An 18,227-nucleotide genomic window follows, 5' to 3' on the forward strand; every position below is an offset into this window, starting at 1 on the left:
CGGCTAAGGGCCGCCCCATGACTTCTCCCTCCATCGCCTCCCCTTGGCCCCGTATCATCACACTCTGGCTGCTTGGCGTGCTGGCGGCGGCGCAATTTGCGAAAATGTCCGTGATCGCCCCGCTGATGCAGGAGCAGGGGCATCTAACCCTGTCGCAACTGGGTTGGTTGATCTCGCTGCTGGAGGTGGGCGGCGGTTTGTTCGGCTTTGTCGCCGGGCTGGCTCTGGCGCGCAGCGGGGTGAGGCGCTTTCTGCTGGCGGGGTTGGCCATTCTGGCCGCCACCAGCCTGATGGAAACGCTGACGACGGACATCACGCTGCTCTTCGCCGCCCGCGCGGTGGAAGGACTGGGCTATCTGCTGGTGGTGATCGCCGCGCCCACCGCGATTTCGGCCATTGCTCATGACGATACCCGCCCGCGCGCTCTGGCTCTGTGGAGCACCTTCGTGCCCGTTGGCATCGCCTTGGGCGCAGCGGTGACGGGCGCGGTGCTGCCATCTTTCGGCGTGCGCGGAATTATGGGCTTGTGGACCGTGCTGATCGTGCTGGGCGGTTTGGGTATTGCCCGCATGCCCATCGGTGCGGCACCGCGTCATCGCCTCAAGCTGCCCAAGGTCTCGGCATGGTGTTCGACCTTTGGCTTCGGGCTCTACACGGTCTTTATCAGCGCTTTGACCATGCTGCTGCCCAGCTTTCTGATCGAACGCAGCGGGGCAAGCCTGTCAACCGCGGCCCTGATCGCTGCGCTGGCTTCGCTGGCTTCCCTGCCCGGAGCGGGCGCCGCCATCTGGTCCATGCGCGAGGGCGTGATGCCCGCGCGGCGCAGCGCGATCCTTGCCGTGGTCGCCCTGCTGGCGACGGTGCCGCTGATCCTCGCGCTCTATCATGGTGCGGGTATGGCGCTGGCCCTGCGCGGCGCTCTGGCGGTGGTGGCGGTGATGGTCAGCGGGCTGGTGCCGCCGGTGATGTTCGCGCGCCTGCCTCAGCAGGCCGGAGCGGCCTCGCCGGACGATCCGAGGATCGCCACAGCCAATGGTCTGGTCACGCAATTCGGCGCCGGAGGCGCGCTGGTCGGGCCGCCGCTGGGCGGCTGGATCGTGGCGCGCTGGGGCTGGGAGGCTGTCGGCATCGGGGCGAGCGGCACGTTGCTGGCCATGCTCGCCATGATCCTGCTGGCGGAAAGCCTTGCGGGGCGGCGGGAAAAGGCTGGATCGGTGGCGCTCCGCTGATCAGGGCTTTGACAGCAGGTCCACGAACAGGCCTTCCACCCCTGCCTTGTCCACCGCATAGATCACATCGACATCGCGCTCGCCAAGCCCCGGGCCTTGCCCGGCAGGCCATGTCAGCAGAGCGCCATAATTGGCGCCCGGCATCAGATCGACATCCATCGCCAGCCTGCCCTTGCGCCGCGCGATCCCCGGTTTGAGCCACGCGGCGGCCTGCGTCTCATCCCACAGCGGATAGTTTGCCTGAGCGGTCTGCTTCATATAGCGCGCCACCGGGGTTGAGCCTGCTGTCACCTTGTCGATCAGCGCCTGTGTGCCGATGATGTCGGCGCTGGCATCGTCGGTCACCAGAGAGATCCTGGGCCAGGGGCTGGTGAAGACGATATGCGAGGCCTCCGGGTCCCAGAAATGGTTGAAAGACATGCGCGGGGCATAGTCCAGCTGCATGGCGAACTCATCCTTGGGGCCTGCCGCCATGGCGCCGTTTTCCAGCTTGCCGCCTTCGGTGACCAGTTCCTTGATGCGCCCGGCGAAACCATCGTCCAGACGTTGCGCCAGCGCCAGATTGGTCAGCGGGCCCATGGCGATGATGGTGATCTGCCCGGGATATTTGCGCGACTGGGCCAGCAGGAACTCCGCCGCGCTGCCGGGGTAGGGTTTGGTGGTCGGCATGCCCTCGGGCAGGGGCGGCACAATATGGGCCTCATGCGGCTGACGGCGGGCGATGGTGTTGTAGCTGGGCCAGCTTTCCATCCACGCGCCCTTGTAGGGCAGCTTGCCATATTGCGCCTCGCGCGCCTTGTTGCGCGCCTGACTGTTGACCAGCGGGAAGGTGGCGCCGGCCACCACCGGCACGTCCTTGCGGCCGACCAGTTCCAGCATGCGCAGCGTGGCGGCGGTTTCCTCTGGCTGCCAGCCATCGCCGCTGACGGTGGTGATGCCCAGCACCTCGACCGTCGGGTCTTGCAGCAGCATCAGGATCGGTTGCAGGCCGGGGCCTTCGAAAGCGTCCTGATCGATAATGACCTTACGGCGTTCAGGATGGGCATCGGCGGCCTGAGCCAGATCGGCGGCACTCGCGAAGGCCAGAGCCAGCGCGGCGATCATGCCGCGCGCAAGATTGGAAAACATCGTCATAACGGCCCAATAAAGCATCGTGCGAAAAAGTGGGAACCGGTTTTTCGCAAAAACGATGCGACAGCAAAAGCTTGAAGGTGCGATTGACCCAATGCTCTATGTGGGCTTGGCGGGGGAGGGCGGGAAAGCGGCGTTGAAGGCGGCCTTCACCTCCTTGAGCGTGCCATCGGCGACCATGGCAGGTGTGTGTCCTTTCTTGTCAGCCAGATCGGCGCGGGCGCCATGGGCGCGCAGCATGGCCAACATGGGAGCAAGCTCCGGACTGTAACCGCTGCCCGCCAGCACATGCAGGGCGGTGGTGCCCCGGGCGTCAGCCAGATTGACATCGGGGCCCACGGCAATGGCCAGAGCCAGCGCATCGGCATGCCCACCCTGAGCAGCCGAGATCACGATGTTATTGCCATTGGTCGCGGTAAATGTCGGATCGGCGCCATGGTCGATGAGCACCTTCATGACCTCGGCATGGCCATGTTGGGCGGCCAGCAGCAGCGGCGGCGTGGGCGGCACGGCGGGCGGCGCCACACCGAAATTGGCCTCGGTCACCCAGGTGATGCTGGAGGGGCCGGAGAGTCCGTTTACCTGCGCGCCCTTGGCCAGCAGCAGCCTGACCAGCGCCAGATCGCCGCCGATGGCTGCAGCGTTTAGAGGCGGCAGTCCCTGATCGTCCTTCTCGGCCAGCAGCGGGCTGTGATCGGGCAGGCGCTGCGCCAGTTGCGCGGCGGCGGCCCAGTTCTGTTGATAGAGTGCCAGTTGCAGGGCGCTGGTGTTTTTCGGCCCGCGATGGTCCGCATCGGCACCTGCTGCCAGCAGGGCGGCGCTGGCTTCGGGCACGCCGCTCTTGATGGCGAAGAACAGCGGGGTGAAACCGGCTTGCGTGGCGGCATTGATCTTCGCGCCCGCCTTCAGCAGCAGCGCCATGCTTTCGGTCTTGCCCGAGGCAGCGGCCCACATCAGCGGCGTCTCGCCCCGGCTGTCGGGTGTATCCACGGGCAGTTTCGCTGCCAGCAAGCGCGCCACCACCGGCGCGGGAGCATAACGCGCGCAGATATGCAGAGCGCTCGCCCCATCGGGCAGGGCGGTGCGCAGATCGATATGCGGCGCGGAAAGCAGGCGATCCAGCACCGCTTCACTGCCCAACTGGCAGGCCAGCGTCAGTGCAGAGAGACCTTCCTCATCCGCCAGATTGGCATCGGCCCCCGCCGCCAACAGCAGGCCGACCAGCGGAGCATCCTGCCGGTCCACCGCTTGCATCAGCGGCGTAGCGCCAAAGGCCAGCCGCCGATTGGGCGCGGCATGGGCAGCCAGAGCGGCGCGGGCGGCGTCATCGTCACCGATCTCGATGGCGCGGGACAGGGCGATATCGGCCTCGCCCAAAGGCTCATTGCGCGCCGGGTCGGCCTTTGGGGCATGCGCCGCCAAGGCTGGCGTAGCCAGCCCCAGCAACAGCACGGCCATGATGGGCTTACGCAAGGGCGACCTCCTTTAGTGGCCCGGTGCTGTCACCAAACCGCGTATCGGGCACGCCCATGGCGTTCAGCGCGGTGAGCAGCAGGTCGGACATCCTCGTGCCCTTGGCCACGTTCACATGGGCCTGATGCTTCAGCAACCCGCCCGCGACAATCACCGGCAGATCCATATGATCATGCTCATTGGGGTCGCCGAAGGCCGAGCCGCGCAGCACAAAGGATCGATCCAGCAGGCTGGCATCGCCATCTTTCGTCTCGCTCATGCGCTGCAGCAGATAGGCGTAATAGGTCATATGGTGGCGGTTGATCTGCGCCAGCTTGACCTTCTTTTCCTCCATATGGCCGTGGTGGCTGAGCATATGGTGGCTGTCTGGCACGCCGATCTCGGGATAGGTGCGGTTGGAGATTTCCCGCCCGATCATGAAGGTGGCGACGCGGGTGATATCGGCCTGAAAAGCCAACACCTGAAGGTCCACCATCAGCTTCACATGGGCATCGAAACTGTCGGGGATGCCGGCGGGGCGTTGCATCGATCCGGCATCGGGCCCCATAGTGGTCAGGGGCGTGGAGGCGGCGCGCTGGATGCGCTTTTCAATGTCGCGCGTGGCGGTGAGATATTCGTCCAGCTTGCGGCGGTCTTCCATGCCCAGCTCTCCGGTCAGGCGCTGGGCGTCCTCGCGCACGAAATCGAGGATCGAGGTCTGGCGGCGCATCTGGGCCATGCGGCTCTGCGCGTCCAGAGCATCGCCATCGCCGAACAGCCGCTCGAACACATCGCGCGGATTGGCGGCGACCGGCAGTGGCACGGTGGGGCTCATCCATGAGATGCCGTTGGTGTAGGCGCAGGAGTAGCCGATATCGCAGCTGCCCAGCAGGCTAGGCTGGTCGATGCCGGTTTCCAGGCTGGAAAGCTGCGTCGCGTCGCCCAGATGCCGCGCATAGACCTGATCGACCGAGACGGCGCAGCGGATATCGGTGCCCTCGGTCTGGCGGACATGCGTGCCGGTGAGGAAGGCGGGGCAGGAGCGGCCATGCCCGGCATTGAGATCCCCCATCGCAGCGGCCTGCGGGTGGCCAAGGCCGGTGATGACGGTCATCCGGTCCTTGAAGGCGTTCAGGGGTTCAAGCGTGGTGGCGCCGGGACCGGGCCTGAACTGATCCATCATCATGCCATTGGGCGTGTAGAACACCGAGAGGCGGCGCGGGCGCGCGGCGGCGTCGGCAGCTTTGGCGCTGGGGGCCATGGCCTCCATAAAGGGCAGGGCCATGGCGGTGCCGATCCCGCGCAGCACGGTGCGGCGGGCGAGGGGCTGGCGGCGAATGATCATCGGGCTTGCCTCATGGTGATCTGGGTGGGGGTGAGCGGCTTGCCCTCAGGAACCTTCTTCAGGCGGAAGCTGTCGCTGAAGACGATGCCGCGAATGATGGTCTGGATGCGGTCGCCATCGGCATCGGCGGCATGGGCGATGGCGCGCACCTGCGGCTGATCGAAAGGCCCGAGCCCGCGCGAGAGGGCATAGGTCATCAGCCGCGAGGTGAAGGCCTGAACGAACTGCTCGCGGTGATCGAGCAGGATCTTTTGCAAGCCGGAAAGCCCGGCGAAATGGGTGCCGTCGGGCAGGATGCCGCTGTTGTCGATGGGCTGGCCAACATCGATCGTGCGCCATGCGCCCACGGCGTCATAGTTTTCCAGCGAGAAGCCCATCGGGTCCATCCGCACATGGCAGGCGGCGCAAGAAGGGTTGGAGCGGTGCAGCTCCAGCTGCTGGCGCGCGGTGAGCAGCTTGCCGCCATGGGCCTCTTGCAGGGCGGGCACGTCTGGCGGGGGCGGGGGAGGGGCGGCGGCCAGCAGGTTTTCCAGCACCCACTTGCCGCGCTTCACCACGCTGGTGTGGTTGCCATAGGAGGTGACCGTCAGGATGCTGGCCTGCCCCAGCAGCCCGCCGCGATGCCATGCCGGGTCCAGCTTCACCAGGCGCATCGCTGTGCCGTTGACGCCGGGGATGCCGTAATGCTCGGCCAGCCGCTGGTTGAGGAAGGTGTAGTCTGACGACAGGAAATCCAGCACGCTGCGGTTGGATTGCAGCACATGGGTGAAGAACAGCTCGGTTTCCTGCGCCATGGCGGCGCGCAGGCGGACGTCGAACTTGGGGAAGACGTCGGTATCGGGGCGCTGCTGGTCGAGATTGCGCAGGTACAGCCATTGCCCGGCGAAGTTCTTCGTCAGCGCCGCAGAGCGCGGATCGGCCAGCATGCGGGTGATTTGCGCGTTGATCACCGCCGGGTCATGCAGGCGGTTCTGCTGGGCCAGCGTGAGCAATTGCTCGTCGGGGATCGAACTCCACAGGAACAGCGAGAGGCGGGTGGCCAGTTCCAGATCGCCAAGCTGATGCACCGAACCGGGCGCGGCGCCTGCGGGATCACCCTCCACCGCGAAGAGGAAATGGGGCGAGACGAGGATAGCCTCCACCGCCGCTTCCACGCCACTTTCGAAGCTGCCGACCTTGCGTTCCTCGGCATAGGTCTTCATCAGCGGGACGATATCGCTGTCGCCGACCGGGCGGCGATAGGCGTGGCGCGCCAGCGAGGTGACGATGGTCCGCGCACAGGGCTCTTCCTGCGCTGCATTGGCCGGATGGCAGGTGAAGATACGGCGGCGGCTTGGCGTATCGGGCAGCGGCGCCTTTGCCGCCACATCGTAAGGCCCGACAACATCGATTGCCATCACATCGCGCGGGAAATTCTGCTGCGAATAGCGCTGGCTCATGCGGTAGGAGGGCACGCTGAGCGTCTGCACCTTCACCCCGTCGACCGAAATATCCATCGGCAGCATGATCGGCTTGTCGACCGGCAGCGGCACCATATCGGTGGTGTTGCGCAGGGTCTGCACGCTTTCATCGGGCGCGATGCTCTTGCGGAAGGACAGCCCGATCACATGCGCCCCGGCCTTCAAAGGTACGCGCACGGAGACGCGGTCCTCTGCCATGCGGTCGGCTTCATTGTTGGTGTTGGCGTTGAGCCAACCCGCCACCTCATAGGTGCCGCTGGCCTTTGCGTAATAATCGAAGGCGCCGCCCCCGCGTGAGCCGATCGGCAGGCGCTCGCTCATGCGGTCATTGTAGGCCGGGCGGCCCGAATTCATGATTGAGCCGTCCTTGGGAATATCATGGGTGGTGGCAAAGGGCTTTACCGAGCCAAGCCCCGTCGCCAGACGTGCCACGCGGCCCGCCACCAGCACATAGCGCTCCACCAGCGTGGGCGAGACCGAGAGCACATCGGCAATGTTGTCGAAACCGTAGCCGGAATTGTCCTGAGGCAGATCGCGGCTGACATCCACCTGCAACCCCAGCAGATCGCGCACCGCATTGGCATATTCCACGCGGTTGAGGCGGCGCACCGTGGCGCGGCCCGGATCGGGATGGCTGCGGGCATAGCCGTCCAGCGAGTTTTGCAGCCAGTTCACCAGCGCGGCACGGTCGGCGGGGCTGGGCTGGTCCTTGTTGCGCGGCGGCATTTCCTGCCGGGCCATTTTGCTCAGGATCTTTTCCCAGGCATCGGCATGGGCGCCCTGCATCACATCGCCCGCCTTCAGATCGTCGAGCGAGAAGGAGGCGGTGCGGTCGATATCATTGTGGCAGGATGAGCAATAGGCATCGAACAGAGCGGCCACATCGGGCGCCGGGCGTGCCACGGGCGTGGGGGCGCTTTCTTGCGAACGCACCAGTGAGGCGGTGGTCACCGTCAGGGCGCCCATCGCCAGAAGGCTGCGCGTGAGGATGCGGTGGCTTTGGCGGCCCGTCATGGAATCTAAACTGCCCTTTATGGCTATGCTGTCTGGCGACACGATCCCGCAGAGGGGCCGGGGCACGGATGTTGTTCTGATCCGCCCTTGCCCGGTTTCATGCCCGCCACCAGTCGAGCGGCGACGTATTGAGTTTTCGGAAATTGCTGCTCGGGTATCGGCGATTCGAGGGGGCGTCCATCGCCGTTACAAGCACAGGGTGATCTAAAAATTCGTTTTTGGCCCGGTTTGTGATGCGATGTTTTGAAACGGCCTGTTGCAGCGCGGAATTTGGGGTATGCTCTAATTTTTAGAACGAGATGTTGAATTCATTATGATTGATTGAAACGCTGGGCTCGGTCAGTTTCGTTGAAACGGGGATCGGATAGGGGCCTAAATCAATGCGTTCGTTCTGGCTTGGCCACCATCGCTTGCGGCCTGTTTCGTTCTGCGCGCGGCGGCCTGTCGGGAAGCCGGGGGCCGGGGCGTGATCCTTCGCCTTCTTTCACACACTGGAGTTGTTGCGGCTGCGTTGTTGATTGGCGCTCCGCTTCTGGCCGCGCCCCAGCAGACGCTTGCGGCCGTGCGTGAGGCGCAGGTCTCTACCATTTTCGATCATGCCGCTGCCAGCCCGACCCAGTTGCGCGTGCTGCTGCGCGCCATGCCCAAGGGCGGCGATCTGCACAACCATATGGGCGGATCGGTCTATGCCGAGGATTTCATGCGCTGGGCCGGTGAGAAGGGCCTGTGCGTCAACGCCGCCACGCTGGCTTTTACTCAGCCGCCGTGCGCCTCGGGCTTTTCCGCAAAGGACGTGGCCGAGAAACAGCCTTTCCTCTTCGCCCGCATGATCGACAATCTGTCCACACGCGGCTGGCAGCATGGTGTGGGCCGCAATGACACCAGCGGTCACACCCAATTCTTCGACAGTTTCGAGAAATTCGGCCCCGCCGAAATGGGCAAGGATGCCGAAGGTCTGGTGGCCACCCGCCGCATCGCCGCGCTGGATCATGTGCTCTATATCGAGTTGCAGCACAATCCGGGCGGCAGCTGGGCCTGGGGTGGTGCCGCACCCGATGAGCCGATCACGCCAGCCGATCTGCCGCGCATCTTCGCGCGGGAAAAGCCAGCGATGGAGGCGGTTGTCAGCCGCTCGGTGGCGGCGCTCGATGCGCAGGAGCAGCAGGTGCAGGCCATCATGGGCTGCGGCACGCCCAAGGCTGAGGCTGGCTGCGGCGTGGCCGTGCATTATCTGGCGCAATCGGCGCGGGGCATGCCGCCGCTGGGCGCGTTCCGCACGCTGATGGCCAGTTTTACGCTGGCGGCGCGCGATCCGCGCTATGTCGGCGTCAACATCGTCGAGCCCGAGGACTGGCCGATCTCGCTGCGCGATTACGATCTGCATATGGCGATGTTCCGCTTTCTGGAGGGGCAATATCCGCAGGTTCATCGCAGCCTGCATGCCGGGGAACTGGCCTTCGGGCTGGTGCCGCCCACCGATCTGGCCGACCATATCGCCAAGGCGATCCGTGACGGCGGCGCCCAGCGCATCGGTCATGGTACGGATATCGCTCTGGAAAGCGACGCCAATGCCACCATGGCCCGCATGGCGCGCGACGGCATCGCGGTGGAGATCAACCTCACCAGCAATGCGGTGATTTTGGGCGTTTCCGGGGCGGATCACCCGCTCAACCTTTACCGCAAGCGCGGGGTGCCGGTGGTGCTCTCCACCGACGATCAGGGCGTGCTGCGCACTGATATGACCAATGAATATCTGCGCGCCATCCGCGAGCAGGGGCTGACCTATCGCGATCTCAAGCAGATTTCGCGCAATGGGCTGGAGTTCAGCTTTATCCCCGGTGCCAGCCTTTGGCAGGCCCGTCATGTCGGCATGCCGGTGGTGGCCTGCGCTTCGGGTTTTGACACAGCGCCTTGTCGCAGTTTCACGCAGGGCAGCGAAAAAGCCCGGATGCAGCTGGCGCTGGAAACCCAGCTCGCCGCCTTCGAACGCACCGCGATCGAGGAGAACAAGAGCGCCTGACAGGGAAGCGCCAAGCAGGGTTCAAAGCATTCAAAAATATAAATGAAATACCTGGGATTGGAGGTTCAGCAATCTCGGCAAGTCAGGGGTAGAGCCCCGTCTTGTCGCAATCATGGGGGCGACCATGCCGCGTCTTGAACACAGGAAATCGACCGTTACCGGCCAGAGGGCGCGCCGCGCGCTGATGCTGGCCAGCATGCTGACTTGCGTTACGCTGAGCGTTCCAGCCTTTGCCGCCGATGCGCCCGCACCGGCTCCGGCCCCTGCGCCAGAGCCTGATCCCGCTGGCGATCAGAAGCCCGATATCGTGGTGCAGGGCTCGCTTGGGGCTTTGCCCTTGAAGGATGTGGGCTCGATCTTCGGTTTCAACAAGACGCTGGTGGAAACGCCGCGTTCGGCCTCCACTGTCTCCAAAGAGCAGATGGAGCGTTTCGGCATCACCCAGATCTATGATCTGGTCTCACAATCGCCGGGCACCTTTACCTCTTCTTTCTTCGGCACCGGTGGCGCGCTGGATATTCGCGGCGCTCCCTCCGACGTCTATTATCGTGGCATGCTGCGACTGGACAATCCGGGCAACTATTCGACCCCGATCGGCGCCGCCGACCGGATCGACATCGTGCGCGGCCCGGCCAGTGTGATCTATGGCCCGTCGAAGATCGGCGGCTATATGAACTTCGTGCCCAAGACGGCGCGCGCCGCCAACGGCACCTATTCCGCCGAGACCAAGGGCGACATGGAAGTCGATCTGGGCAGCTGGGGGCGCAAGATTCTCAAAGGCAGCATCACCGGGCCGGGCAAGGTGATGGGGCAGGAATTCGGCTACAGCCTCTATGGCGAGATCGAGGATTCCGACAGCTATTACCGCAATGTCTTCACCAAGAACGCCCTGTTTTCAGCCGCTTTCGATACGGACATCACCAGCAATCTGCGCGCCGAATTCGGCGGCACCTGGCAGAAGTACAAGGGTGTGCAGAACAGCGGCTGGAACCGCGTCACGCAGGATCTGATCAACACCGGCACCTATGTCACCGGTCAGGGCACCAGCCTTGACACCAATGGCGATGGCAAGATCTCGCGCGAGGAAGCCTATGCGGCCAATGGCGGCAATGGTCTGGGCTGGTACGGCAGCTTCAACTGCGGCGGCGGCACCGCCACTGCGGCGGGCTACAGCGCGGCCTGTTTCCAGGGCGCGGGCGCCAAGGATCTGCGTCTGGTCAATGCCGGCACGACCCATCTGAGCATGAAGGACACGCTGACTGGCCCCGATGACAAGCTCAACAACACCCAGACCACCGGCTATTTCGACCTGACCTGGTCCGGCAAGGGCGATCTTAAGATCAAGAACCAGCTGTTCTATGACGGCGGCCAGAACCTGAACGAGAATGCCTATGGCTTCGCGCAGGCCTTCAGCTCCTATGTGATCGAGGACAAGATCGTTCTGTCCGACGAGTTCAAGACCGATTTCGCCAAGATTTCGGTGCAGGCCTCGCCCTCGATCCGCTATACCCATTTCCACTTCGCCGACGACTATGGCGTGGAACTCTGGAACCGCCCCGATATTTCGCTGAGCGATCCCTACACGCCGCAATCCACCCGCCTGCTCTCCACCGAATGCGGCTGTGACTATTCGGACTATGTCTATGGCCACTACACCGATTACGGCATCGCGGGCCTTGTCGATATCGACACCAAGGTTGGCCTCGACCTGATCGGCGGCGTCCGTTACGACAGTGTGCATGCCATTTCGACGGCATGGCTTTCCGCCTATGATCCCACCAACATCTCGGGCAATGTCGGCGCCGGTTACGGCACCACCGGCACGGCGACGGCCAAGGGCACCGAGGGCGGCGTCTCGTGGAACGTCAGCCTGTCCTACAAGTCGCCCTTCGGGCTGATCCCCTATATCACCGTGGCGCGCCAGACCACGGTGGTGGCGGGCGAGGGTTCCGAACTCTATCTCTCCAACATTCTGAGCGGCAATGTGCTGGGCAAGTCCAACCTGCTGGAAGGCGGCGTGAAGGGCGAGTTCCTCAACAAGAAGCTCTATGCCGCCGTTTCGGTCTACAACCAGAAGCGCACGCAGGCGGGCGCCGAAAGCTCGCTGACCAACCAGATCCTTCAGACCAAGGGCGTCGAGGCCGAGGTCCGCTGGTCGGTCGACCGTCATTTCCTGCTGACCAGCTCCTTCACCCATATGCATGTGCAGAATGTGGGCGCGCTGGCGGCGGGTTCCTACTTCAACTATTTCGGCGCGGGTGATTTCCCGGGCGTCAATCCGGCGCTGACCTTCGGCGGCTCCGAATTCGGCCTGGTGCCGATCACCAAGGCTAATGCCGACCGCCCCGGCGAGCCCAAGAACGTGTTTTCGGCCACCGCGACCTATGGTTTTGACAATGGCATCGCCTTCAGCGGCGATATCAGCCATGTCGATGCGGTCTGGCTGAACTATGCGCAGACGGTGCGCCTGCCTGCCTATTGGCTGCTCAACCTTGGCGTATCCTACACCAAGGGCCCGTGGATGCTGCGTGTTGGCATGAAGAACGTGAACAATGCACGTTACTTCCGTGCCGGCGGTCAGGATCTGTTCGGTGCGGATATCGTGCTGCCTCAGCTGCCGCGCAGCTGGCAGGCTTCGCTCAAGTACAAGTTCTGAGAATGAGGAGGAGGGGCTGCGCTGCGGCCCCTCCTTTCCAGACATGCCCAAGGAGTTTTTGAGAGCCGTGTCCCGCCGCGTTCTGATCCGCCACGCCGATGTTCTGGTCACCATGGATGATGAGGGCCGGGAGATCGCCGATGGCGCTGTGGTCTTCGAGGATGGCGTGATCACCGCCATCGGCACCAGCGCCGATCTGGCCCCTTTGGCGCAGGGTGCGGAGGTGATCGAGGCGCATGGCTGCGTGATCACGCCCGGCCTCGTGAACACCCACCACCATCTCTACCAGACGCTGACCCGCGCCGTGCCGGGCGGGGCCAGCACCTCGCTGTTCGGCTGGCTGAAGACGCTTTATCCGATCTGGGCGCGCTATACGCCTCAGGATGTCTATGCTGCCACGCGGCTGGGGCTGGCGGAGCTGGCGCTGTCGGGCTGTACGCTCAGTTCCGATCATTTGTACCTCTTCCCCAATGGCGTGACGCTGGACGATACGATTGCCGCCGCTGCCTCGGTTGGCCTGCGCTTCCACCCCACGCGTGGCAGCATGAGCGTGGGCGAAAGCGCCGGAGGCCTGCCGCCCGACAGCCTTGTGGAAGCCGAAGACGCCATTCTGGCCGACACGATCCGCGTGATCGACCGTTTCCATGACCCGCGTGATGGCGCCATGGTGCGCGTCGGCGTAGCGCCCTGTTCGCCCTTTTCGGTCAGTCAGGATCTGATGCGCGATGCTGCTCTGCTGGCGCGCGACAAGAAGGTGATGCTCCACACCCATCTGGCCGAGGATAAGGACGACGTCGCCTATTCGCTTGAGCGTTTCGGCTGCCGCCCCGGCCAATATGCTGAAGATCTCGGTTGGACCCCGCGTAATTGATGTAGCCACCCTGCCTGGATGTTACGAAGTCGCATGAACGCTTCAATGCAGGAGGGTGACCGATGTCGATCTATGCCGGATTGGATGTGAGTGACAAGACCACGCACGTTTGTATCGTCGACACCGATGGTGCGGTGTTGAAACGCGATGTCGTGGCCAGCGATCCCGATGCGTTGGCCAAATGGCTCAATAAGCATTGTCCTGATCTAGCGCGGGTGGTCCTGGAAACGGGTCCCTTATCGACCTTTCTGTACCACGGTCTGGCCGAACGCGAAGTGCCCGTCGCGTGTATTTGTGCCCGCCATGCCAAGGGCGTGCTGTCCGCGCGGGTCAACAAAAGCGATGTGCATGATGCAGAGGGATTGGCGCAGCTCGCCCGCACTGGCTGGTTTAAGCGCGTTCATATGAAAGCATCCGCAACGCATATCGACCGGGCTGCGCTGCGGATCCGTGCGCAGCTGGTCACCACGCGCGTGGCGATGGCTAACCAATTACGCGGGTTACTGAAGTTGTTCGGCTTGCGGATGGGCAAGGTCACCACCTCCGGAAAACGCACCGAACGTCTGGCGGCTCTTTTCCGGCAGCGCCCCGATCTCGCAGACCTTTTTGCGCCGCTTATCGCCAGCATCGAGGTCATGGAGGAGCAGCTGCGCGCTTCTAATCGCCTGCTGGAGGGGCGAGCGGCGGCGGATCCGGTGTGCGTGCGGCTGATGAGCGTCCCTGGCGTTGGCCCAATCACGGCCCTGACATACACAGCCAGCGTGGAAGATCCGCATCGCTTTGCCCGAAGCGAAGATGTCGGCGCTTATGCAGGCCTGGCGCCGCGCCGAAGCCAATCGGGTGACCGTGATGTGCTGGGGCATATTTCCAAAGCCGGCGATCCGATGCTGAGGCGATCTCTCTATGAGGCGGCAAATATAATGCTGTCCAGGGTGAAAAGGCCTTTTGCGCTCCAGCAATGGGGGCAAAATCTTGCGGAAATCAAAGGCAATAAGCGCGCCAAGATTGCGGTTGCCCGCAAGCTGGCTGTACTGCTTCATTCGCTTTGGCTGAACGAGACGGAGTTTCGCTGGGCATGAAACCAGCGTCCTTCTTCCCGGTCAGCCATGCCTGGACGATCTCGCCCGGACCGTAGAGGTGCAACCTCGAGTTGGACCCAGAGACGTCCCCCCTTTCGCCTGGCCGCGACCATGAAGGCTTGGACACATTGCTATCAAACGCTGTTCGATGACCTCGAAGACAACCGTTGGCACCGGGAAAAGGAATGCCCATGAGAATATCAATTAGACAACCGGCCCGGATGTGTGGCACGCCCATTGCGTTCAGCTGGATGCTACCGAGATCGCGCTGTTTTCCGCCAGCAAGACCGGCGTGGCACATTGCCCCTGCTCCAACTGCCGCCTCGGCTCCGGCATTGCGCCCATCCGCGCCATGGTGGATGCGGGCGTACCGGTGGGGCTGGGTGTGGACGGCTCGGCCTCCAGCGACGCAGGCCATCTGCTGGCCGAGGCGCGCCAAGCCATGCTGCTCCAGCGCGTGGCGCTGGGCGCCGAAGCCATGACCCCGCGCGAGGCCCTGCGCCTCGCCACCAGAGGCGGCGCGCAGATCCTTGGCCGTGACGATTGCGGCCAGCTGGCGCCCGGCAAACGCGCCGACCTCGTCATATGGCCCATCGACGACATCGCCAGCGCTGGTAGTTGGGACAAGGTGGCCGCTCTGGCACTGGCCCCTCCGCTCGCCGCGCGCGACGTCTTTGTCGAAGGCCGCGCCGTGGTGCGCGCAGGCGAGCTGGTGCAGGCCAGCCGCGCCGAAATCCTGACCCAAGCCCGCTCCTCCCTCTCCCGATTGATGAGCCTGTCATGACGCCAGATGCCCTGATCCAGACCCCGCCACCGCCGCGCCCCAGCGCCCTGACCGCCGCGCAGGCGCGCGATCCCGATTACTTTCCGGGTATGGCGATGGCGCTGCCTCTGGGCATCCAGCATATTCTGGCGATGTTCGTGTCGAACCTCACCCCGCCGATCATCGTGGCGGGGGCGGCGGGCTTTGGCTTCGGCTCGCCCGATACGTCGCAGATGATCTATATGATCCAGATGTCGATGCTGTTTGCGGGCATTGCCACCCTGCTTCAGACCATCGGGCTTGGTCCGGTTGGCGCGCGGCTACCGCTGGTTCAGGGCACCAGCTTTGCCTATATTTCGGTGATGGTGCCCATCGTGGCGGGCAAGGGGCCCGCAGGCATGGCCGCGCTGACCACCGCAGCCCTGTGCGGGGGCCTGCTGCATGCCGGGCTCAGCCGCTTTGTCGGACGCATCCGCTTTGCCTTGCCGCCGCTGGTGACAGGGCTGGTGGTGCTGATGATCGGCCTCTCGCTGATGCGTGTGGGGGTGCAATATTCGGCGGGCGGGGTGACCGCCATCGGCACGCCCGCTTTCGGAGCGGGCGAAAGCTGGTTGCTGGCGGGCACGGTGGTGGTGATCACACTGGCGCTGAAATTCTTCGCGCGCGGCATTTGGTCGACGGCCTCTGTGCTGCTGGGGCTGGCAGCGGGCTATGCTCTGGCCATGGCGATGGGGCGGGTGGATTTCGCGCCTGTCACTCAGGCCGGGTTGGTGATGGTTCCCATGCCGTTCCATTTTGGTTTCGAGCTTTCCGCCTCGGCCATTGTCGGCTTCTGCCTGACGGGCTTTGTCTCCTCGATCGAGACCATCGGCGATGTGGAGGTGATCTGCGAGAACGCCGCAGGCCGCCGCGCCACGGATCGCGAGCTGGAAGGTTCGGTCGCCGCCGATGGCGTGGGCACGGCGCTGGCGGCGGTGTTTGGCGCCATGCCCAACACCACCTTCAGCCAGAATGTCGGCCTGATCGCCATGACCGGCATGATGAGCCGCCATGTGGTGACGCTGGGCGCCGTCATTCTGGTGGTCTGCGGTCTGTTGCCCAAGATCGGCGCCGTGATCACCACGATCCCCATCGAGGTTCTGGGCGGCGGGGTGATCGTGATGTTCGGCATGGTGGCCTCCAGCGCTTTGTCGATGCTGTCGGCGGTCTCGTGGAATCAGCGCAATATGCTGATCTTCGGCGTAGCGCTCTCGCTCAGCCTTGGGTTGCAGCTGGAGCCCGCAGCCCTGTCGCATCTGCCAGAAACCCTGCGCATCCTGCTCACCTCTGGCGTGATCCCGGCGGCGGTGATCGCCGTGGTGCTCAATCTGGTGCTGCCGCATGAGGCTGAGGAACCCCTCGCCAGCGTCTGAGGCCGATCAGGGGTGCGAGGATCTGGGAAAGCCCGCAGCCAAATGATCGATCAGTGCGCGCACAGCGGGGGGCAGGCCGCGCCTGGTGGTGAAGACCAGATGGACGATGCCGCGCTGGGCCTGCCATTCGGGCAAAATATGCACCAGCTGGCCGCTGCGCAGCGCTTCGGCGCAGATATGGTCGGGCAGCAGGGCAAGGCCCAGATCGGCGATGGCGGCGGCGCGCACGGCGGCAAAATCGCCACAGGTCATGCGCGGCTCATGGCGCAGGTGATGGGCCGCGCCATTCTGATGCTCCAGATGCCATTCGATCTCGCCGATATCATCGCCCGTGCCCAGCGTGGGCTGCCCGGCCAGCGCCGCGATATCGCCGCCGATGCGGCTGGCCATCTGCGGGCTGCCCACCAGAATGCGCGAGGAATGGCCAAGCGAACGCATCGTCAGCGCCGCATCGCTGGTCAGCGCCACGCGCACGCGCAGAGCCAGATCGATGCGCTCCTCGATCAGATCGACCCCGCGATCCGTCGTCACCAGTTGCAGCCGCACTTTGGGATAGCGGGCGAGGAACTGCGTCAGGATCGGTGAAATCACCTCGACCAGACCCGTCGGGCAACTGAAACGCACCCGTCCATGCGGCTCGGACTGGGCCTGCGCCACCACCGCCTCGGCCTGCTGTGCTTCATCCAGCATGGCGCGGCAGCGCTCGTAAAAACTCTGCCCCACTTCGGTGACGCGGAAACGGCGGCTGGAGCGCTCGATCAGCCGCACCCCCAGCCGCGCCTCCAGCCCGGCGATCCGGCGGCTGAGTTTCGACTTGGGCTCACGCAGCGCCCGGCCTGCCGGGGCGAAACCGCCATGCGCCACCACCTCGACGAAATAGGCATAGTCATTGAGGTCGGCGCGCATCATCGTTCTCCTGATGGAACGCTGAGTAGCGATTTTGCCGACTACAGCCAAGATCGTTCTGGATGCATCTCCTATTTCAGCGGCGGAGCAAAGCCGCCTTCACACAGAATGGAGAAAGACAATGGCAAGCAAGTTCTACAAGAAGGTTGTGGTGGTCACCGGCGGCACCAGCGGCATCGGCCTGGCCACCGCGAAGGCTTTCGCCGAGGCAGGCGCTTCGGTGTTCATCACGGGCCGCCGTCAGGACACGCTGGATGCGGCGGTCAAGGCCATCGGCGGGAACGTCACCGGCGTGCGCGGCGACATGGCCGATCTGGCCGATATCGACCGGCTCTATGATGCCGTTCAGCAGCAGCATGCGCAGATCGATGTGGTCTTCGCCAATGCCGGTGGCGGCGAATTTGCTCCGCTGGGCGCCATCAGCGAGGAGCATTACCAGAGCACCTTCGACACCAATGTGAAGGGTGTGCTCTTCACCGTGCAAAAAGCGCTGCCTCTGCTGCGTGACGGGGCCTCGGTGATCCTCACAGCCTCCACCACCAGCCTGCAGGGCACGCCTGCCTTCAGCGTCTATTCGGCCACCAAGGCGGCGGTGCGCAGCTTTGCCCGCAACTGGATTCTGGACCTGAAGGACCGCCATATCCGCGTCAATGCCGTCAGCCCCGGCGTCACCGACACCCCCGGTGTAACGCATCTCTTTGGCGAGAATGCGGAAGGCACCAAGGATTATCTGGCCAGCCTGATCCCCGCCGGGCGCATCGGCCAGCCCGAGGAAATCGCCAAGGCGGTGCTGTTCCTCGCCTCTGACGATGCCAGCTTCGTCAACGGCATCGAATTGTTCGTCGATGGCGGTCAGGCCCAGATCTGACCAACTGCACTCTGCCCGAAT

11 protein-coding genes and 2 pseudogenes are annotated in these 18,227 nt (G+C 64.1%); 8 read left to right on the forward strand and 5 right to left on the reverse strand.

What is annotated here, in order from left to right:
• Window positions 1–17 precede the first annotated feature (17 nt).
• Complete coding sequence (locus HGK27_RS27605) at window positions 18–1,229, forward strand: MFS transporter (RefSeq protein WP_206244008.1); 1,212 nt, start codon at window positions 18–20, stop codon at window positions 1,227–1,229.
• Here HGK27_RS27605 and HGK27_RS27610 read toward each other — a convergent pair whose 3' ends face one another.
• The 4 genes from HGK27_RS27610 to HGK27_RS27625 form a co-directional block, all read right to left on the reverse strand.
• The gene (locus HGK27_RS27610) at window positions 1,230–2,363 is read right to left on the reverse strand and encodes a nucleoside hydrolase (protein ID WP_241127551.1); all 1,134 of its coding nucleotides are present in this window, start codon (window positions 2,361–2,363) and stop codon (window positions 1,230–1,232) included.
• Between the two features lie 96 nt (window positions 2,364–2,459).
• Window positions 2,460–3,833 (reverse strand): ankyrin repeat domain-containing protein, encoded by a 1,374-nt coding sequence (locus HGK27_RS27615; protein ID WP_241127552.1) that lies wholly within the window; start codon window positions 3,831–3,833, stop codon window positions 2,460–2,462.
• The gene (locus HGK27_RS27620) at window positions 3,826–5,157 is read right to left on the reverse strand and encodes a DUF1552 domain-containing protein (protein WP_206244009.1); all 1,332 of its coding nucleotides are present in this window, start codon (window positions 5,155–5,157) and stop codon (window positions 3,826–3,828) included. The genes HGK27_RS27615 and HGK27_RS27620 overlap by 8 nt, the downstream gene beginning before the upstream one ends.
• On the reverse strand, window positions 5,154–7,631 hold the full coding sequence (locus tag HGK27_RS27625; RefSeq protein WP_206244010.1) for a DUF1592 domain-containing protein: 2,478 nt from the start codon (window positions 7,629–7,631) through the stop codon (window positions 5,154–5,156). Before HGK27_RS27625 ends, HGK27_RS27620 begins: the two co-directional genes overlap by 4 nt.
• 466 nt (window positions 7,632–8,097) lie before the next feature.
• Here HGK27_RS27625 and HGK27_RS27630 point away from each other — a divergent pair, with 466 nt between their 5' ends.
• The 6 genes and pseudogenes from HGK27_RS27630 to HGK27_RS27655 all read left to right on the forward strand — a co-directional run bounded on the left by HGK27_RS27630 (window position 8,098) and on the right by HGK27_RS27655 (window position 16,432).
• Window positions 8,098–9,651, forward strand: a complete 1,554-nt coding sequence (locus HGK27_RS27630; protein ID WP_206244011.1) for an adenosine deaminase family protein — start codon at window positions 8,098–8,100, stop codon at window positions 9,649–9,651.
• A 124-nt stretch (window positions 9,652–9,775) separates the two neighbouring features.
• Window positions 9,776–12,307 (forward strand): TonB-dependent siderophore receptor, encoded by a 2,532-nt coding sequence (locus tag HGK27_RS27635; protein ID WP_206244012.1) that lies wholly within the window; start codon window positions 9,776–9,778, stop codon window positions 12,305–12,307.
• A gap of 43 nt (window positions 12,308–12,350) precedes the next feature.
• A pseudogene (locus HGK27_RS27640) lies at window positions 12,351–13,166 on the forward strand (amidohydrolase family protein); the annotation flags it as partial.
• 74 nt (window positions 13,167–13,240) lie between these two features.
• On the forward strand, window positions 13,241–14,257 hold the full coding sequence (locus HGK27_RS27645) for an IS110 family RNA-guided transposase (protein ID WP_206240176.1): 1,017 nt from the start codon (window positions 13,241–13,243) through the stop codon (window positions 14,255–14,257).
• A 211-nt stretch (window positions 14,258–14,468) separates the two neighbouring features.
• A pseudogene (locus HGK27_RS27650) lies at window positions 14,469–15,041 on the forward strand (amidohydrolase family protein); the annotation flags it as partial.
• Complete coding sequence (locus HGK27_RS27655) at window positions 15,038–16,432, forward strand: uracil-xanthine permease family protein (protein ID WP_206244014.1); 1,395 nt, start codon at window positions 15,038–15,040, stop codon at window positions 16,430–16,432. The pseudogene HGK27_RS27650 and the gene HGK27_RS27655, both read left to right, overlap by 4 nt.
• A gap of 6 nt (window positions 16,433–16,438) precedes the next feature.
• On the opposite strand, the gene HGK27_RS27660 is transcribed toward HGK27_RS27655, so the two are convergent.
• Window positions 16,439–17,338 (reverse strand): LysR substrate-binding domain-containing protein, encoded by a 900-nt coding sequence (locus HGK27_RS27660; RefSeq protein WP_206245593.1) that lies wholly within the window; start codon window positions 17,336–17,338, stop codon window positions 16,439–16,441.
• Between the two features lie 121 nt (window positions 17,339–17,459).
• Here HGK27_RS27660 and HGK27_RS27665 point away from each other — a divergent pair, with 121 nt between their 5' ends.
• Window positions 17,460–18,206, forward strand: a complete 747-nt coding sequence (locus HGK27_RS27665; RefSeq protein WP_206244015.1) for an SDR family NAD(P)-dependent oxidoreductase — start codon at window positions 17,460–17,462, stop codon at window positions 18,204–18,206.
• Window positions 18,207–18,227 lie beyond the last annotated feature (21 nt).

This window comes from Novosphingobium terrae (assembly GCF_017163935.1).
Lineage (GTDB): Bacteria > Pseudomonadota > Alphaproteobacteria > Sphingomonadales > Sphingomonadaceae > Novosphingobium > Novosphingobium terrae.

Coding starts and splice junctions, on each gene's coding strand:
- HGK27_RS27605 (WP_206244008.1), top strand. CDS start 18: ATGACTTCTCCCTCCATCGCCTCCCCTTGGCCCCGTATCATCACACTC.
- HGK27_RS27610 (WP_241127551.1), bottom strand. CDS start 2,363: ATGACGATGTTTTCCAATCTTGCGCGCGGCATGATCGCCGCGCTGGCT.
- HGK27_RS27620 (WP_206244009.1), bottom strand. CDS start 5,157: ATGATCATTCGCCGCCAGCCCCTCGCCCGCCGCACCGTGCTGCGCGGG.
- HGK27_RS27625 (WP_206244010.1), bottom strand. CDS start 7,631: ATGACGGGCCGCCAAAGCCACCGCATCCTCACGCGCAGCCTTCTGGCG.
- HGK27_RS27635 (WP_206244012.1), top strand. CDS start 9,776: ATGCCGCGTCTTGAACACAGGAAATCGACCGTTACCGGCCAGAGGGCG.
- HGK27_RS27645 (WP_206240176.1), top strand. CDS start 13,241: ATGTCGATCTATGCCGGATTGGATGTGAGTGACAAGACCACGCACGTT.
- HGK27_RS27655 (WP_206244014.1), top strand. CDS start 15,038: ATGACGCCAGATGCCCTGATCCAGACCCCGCCACCGCCGCGCCCCAGC.
- HGK27_RS27660 (WP_206245593.1), bottom strand. CDS start 17,338: ATGCGCGCCGACCTCAATGACTATGCCTATTTCGTCGAGGTGGTGGCG.
- HGK27_RS27665 (WP_206244015.1), top strand. CDS start 17,460: ATGGCAAGCAAGTTCTACAAGAAGGTTGTGGTGGTCACCGGCGGCACC.